This is a genomic window from Streptococcus parasanguinis, from assembly GCF_001074805.1.
Lineage (GTDB): Bacteria > Bacillota > Bacilli > Lactobacillales > Streptococcaceae > Streptococcus > Streptococcus parasanguinis_A.
The window spans coordinates 1-3,987 of the sequence record NZ_JUPI01000057.1 but is presented as its reverse complement, the minus strand read 5'-3'; the positions used below and the strand labels follow the sequence as shown (position 1 = coordinate 3,987).

The 3,987-nt window shown below is 44.3% G+C and carries 2 protein-coding genes; both read right to left on the bottom strand.

Annotated features, from left to right (window positions below; all coding sequences use genetic code 11):
• Window positions 1-122: 122 nt before the first annotated feature.
• Complete coding sequence (locus ADI76_RS04135; protein WP_049514875.1) at window positions 123-1,991, bottom strand: ABC transporter ATP-binding protein; 1,869 nt, start codon at window positions 1,989-1,991, stop codon at window positions 123-125.
• Window positions 1,981-3,726 carry an ABC transporter ATP-binding protein gene (locus tag ADI76_RS04130; RefSeq protein WP_041818303.1) on the bottom strand — a complete coding sequence of 582 codons (1,746 nt, stop codon included), beginning with the start codon at window positions 3,724-3,726 and terminating at the stop codon, window positions 1,981-1,983. Before ADI76_RS04130 ends, ADI76_RS04135 begins: the two co-directional genes overlap by 11 nt.
• Window positions 3,727-3,987: the final 261 nt, after the last annotated feature.

Below are 3,987 nucleotides of genomic sequence, written 5' to 3'. Positions count from 1 at the left end.
GGATTGCTGAAATCATCCACTGGATAATTTCACCTAACGTCCGTACTCACCTAAGGAAAGTTTCTAAGAAGTCATTATCCATAAGCCAAAAAAGCTTGAGCCAACGCTCAAGCTTTTTTTCTTTAATCAATTTCAAGTCCACCGGTGTACAAGCGGTAATAGGTTCCACGTTCTGCCATCAAGGAAGCATGGTTGCCTCGCTCGATGATGCGTCCGTGGTCCATTACCATAATCACATCGGAATTGACAATCGTCGATAGACGGTGGGCGATAACAAAGACTGTCCGACCTTCCATCAAGCGGTCCATCCCTTCTTGCACCATCTTCTCTGTCCGTGAGTCGATCGAAGACGTCGCTTCGTCCAGAATCAAGACTGGCGCATTGGCAAGGGCTGCACGGGCAATGGCGATCAATTGTCGTTGACCGTTTGAAAGGCCAGCCCCATCATCTGTCAAGACCGTTTCATAGCCCTGATCCAAGTGCTTAACAAAGGAATCCACATTGGCAATCCGAGCTGCTTCAAGGATTTCTTCCCGTGTTGCATCAGCACGGCCATAAGCGATGTTTTCCGCAATCGTACCAGTGAATAAGTGGGTATCTTGAAGAACGATTCCGAGGGAACGACGAAGAGAATCTTTCTCGATCAATTTAATATCGATCCCATCATAGGTGATCATTCCAGACTGAATATCATAGAAGCGGTTGATCAAGTTGGTGATGGTTGTTTTTCCTGCACCAGTCGCTCCGACAAAGGCCACTTTTTGCCCCTTATCCGCGTACAAGTTGATGCCATGAAGGATTTGTTTCTTCCCATCATAAGAGAAATCAACATCATCAAAGACCACATTTCCGACCATCTTGACAAGCTGATAATCCCCATTTGGACGAGGGTGTTTCCAAGCCCATTTGTTGGTTTTCTGATCGGTTTCGACCATTTCTCCATCGACTAGTTCATAATTGACCAGCGTCACTTTTCCTTGGTCGACTTCTTCTTCTTCGTCCAAGAGATCAAAGACACGATCTCCACCAGCCAAGGCCATGAGGACAAAGTTCAATTGTTGAGAAACTTGGGCAATGGGACCTGTGAAGGAACGGTTCAATTGCAGAAAGGCCATGAGACCACCAATGGTTAAACCACCGACGCCGTTTAGCGCAAAGAGGCCCCCGATCAAGGCTGTCAGAACAAAGGAAACATTTCCCAAGTTCCCAAGAATCGGCATGAGGACATTGGCATAGCGGTTGGCTTGGTAAGAGGATTCAAAGAGTTGATCATTGATCCGATCAAAATCCTCAATGCTTTCTCTTTCATGCACAAAGGCCTTAACCACTTTTTGACCAGACATCATTTCTTCAATAAAGCCGTTCTCAATCCCCAAGTTCTTTTGTTGGGCGCCAAAGTAACGACCTGACTTGCCAGAAACATCCTTGATGATAAAGACCATGACGATAACCATGAAGAGAACAATCAAGAACAAGAGTGGACTAACCGTCAGCATGGTAATCGTTACCCCAAGGATGGTAATCGCTGAGGATAAGAGTTGAGGAATGGATTGTTCAACCGCTTGGCGAAGAGCATCAATATCATTGGTATAGATAGACATGATGTCCCCGTGTTGGTGAGTATCAAAGTAACGAACGGGCAGTTTTTGCATGCGAGCAAACAACTGATTTCGAAGACTTCTAAGTGAGTCTTGTGAAACAGTCGCCATAATCAAGGTAAAGCCATAGTTGGCAAGGACCCCGATCAAACAGATCAAACCAACCCGTGTCAAGAAGGACAAGAGCGGTCCAAAATCATGGCTATTGCTTGTCAGCATGGGCTCCACATAGACATCGACCAAGGACTGAATCGAAGCTGTTACATTGACCGTCGCAAGAGACGATAGAATGATTAAGATAAAGGAAACAATCAAGGATAGCTTGTAGTTTTTCCAAAGGAAGTCGAGCAGGCGAAGGATAGAGCCTAGATTTGCTTTTTTCTTAGTTTTCATCTGCTTCTCCTTTCCCTTGTGTTTGCATTTCATATACTTCTTGGTAGATGGCATTGGTCGCAAGCAATTCCTCGTGACGACCGATCGCATCGATTTGGCCATCATTCATCACGATGATACGATCTGCATCTTGAATAGAGGAAATCCGTTGACCAATGATGATTTTGGTCGTCTCTTTCAAGCTGGTTGCCAATCCTTGACGGATCAAACTATCTGTCTTGGTATCGACTGCCGAAGTCGAATCATCCAAGATCAAGATCTTCGGATTCATAAGAAGGGCACGCGCGATACAGAGACGCTGGCGTTGGCCACCAGAGACGTTGGATCCCCCACGCTCAATCATGGTGTCATAACCCTCTTTGAAATCTTGAATAAATTCATCGGCTTGCGCAATCTTACAAGCTGCGATGATCTCTTCATCTGTCGCATCCTTATTTCCCCAGCGCATATTTTCTTTAATCGTACCAGAGAAAAGGACATTGGTCTGAAGAACCATGGCTACTTGCTTACGAAGAGAATCAAGATCGTATTCTTTGACATCGTGACCTGCTACTGTCACCCGACCAGACTCAACATCATAGAGACGAGGAATCAACTGCACCAAGCTCGATTTCCCTGATCCTGTTCCCCCCAAGATACCAATGACTTCCCCTGAACGAATGGAAAGGTTAATCCCTTGCAAGACATGGGTCTTGTCGCCATTTTCATCAGTATAGGCAAAAGTCACATCCTCAAAGTTGATGGATCCATCAGCGACTTCTTTGATCCCATTTTCTGGAGAGTCAATCGTCGTTTTGGTCGTTAAGACTTCATTGATCCGCTCGACAGAGGCCATGGAAATCGACAACATGACAAAGATCATCATAAACATCATGAGCGACATGAGAATGGTCATGGTGTAGCTAAACATAGAAGTCAAATTCCCAGTGGAGAGTTGACCACCAACGATCAGATGAGCCCCGATCCAAGAAATCAAAAGGAAAGAAGCATACATGGAAAGCATCATAGCTGGGCTACTCAAGACAACGACACGGATAGCCTTCATAAACATGTTATAAATCAAACGCGAAGCCTTCTTGAATTTAACCGTTTCATCTGCTTCCTTAACGTAGGACTTCACCACCCGCATATTGGTGATGTTTTCTTGAATGCTGTTGTTGAGATTGTCATAAGCTTCAAATACTTCTGTGAAGAGCGGATACACAATCTTCATGATGATGCTTAAGACAGCTGCCAAAAAGATGGTCACATAGACAAAGATCATGGCCATTTCCGCATTGATCATAAAACAAGCCACAATAGCAAAGATCAAATTAAGAGGTGCCCGTACACAGATCCGGATGACCATTTGATAGGCATTTTGCACATTGGTCACATCCGTCATCATCCGAGTGACTAACCCACCTGATGAGAACTGATCAATATTCTCAAATGAGAAGGTTTGAACCTTTTTGAAAATAGCCCGACGAAGGTTTTTGGCAAAACCAGCCGATGCATAGGCGCCATAACGGGCAGACTGCATCCCACAAAAGAGGGAGAGAAAGGCACAGACCAGCATGAGCCCACCGTAAAACAAAATATTGTTCATGTTTCTTTGTTGAACACCTTGGTCCAAAAGACTCGCCATGACAAAGGGAATCGAAATCTCAAACATGACTTCAAAGACCATGAACAAGGAAGCCAAAAACGAGGGCTTCTTGAATTCTTTGATCTCGGAAATTAAGGATCGAATCATTATTACCTCCAATGTTATTCATACTTTTTCCTGCGGTAGAAGCAAAGCTTCTTTCCATCGAAAATAGGTCAAAACACACAAAATTCCCTGAGGGAAAGACCCTAGGGATTACGCGTTTTTTATAGTCTTCATTGTAACCTAAATTGCAAAAAAATGCAAGATTTTTAGACAGCATCCGTTTTTCTGTTGATCTAGTACAAAAGAGGCTGGGACAAAAGTCCTAGCCTCTCAATTGTTTTTGGATTGTCGAGCAAGACGCAG

What these genes read in the sequence shown, in the direction of transcription:
- ADI76_RS04130 (WP_041818303.1), bottom strand. Translation starts at nt 3,726, where the DNA reads ATGATTCGATCCTTAATTTCCGAGATCAAAGAATTCAAGAAGCCCTCG.
- ADI76_RS04135 (WP_049514875.1), bottom strand. Translation starts at nt 1,991, where the DNA reads ATGAAAACTAAGAAAAAAGCAAATCTAGGCTCTATCCTTCGCCTGCTC.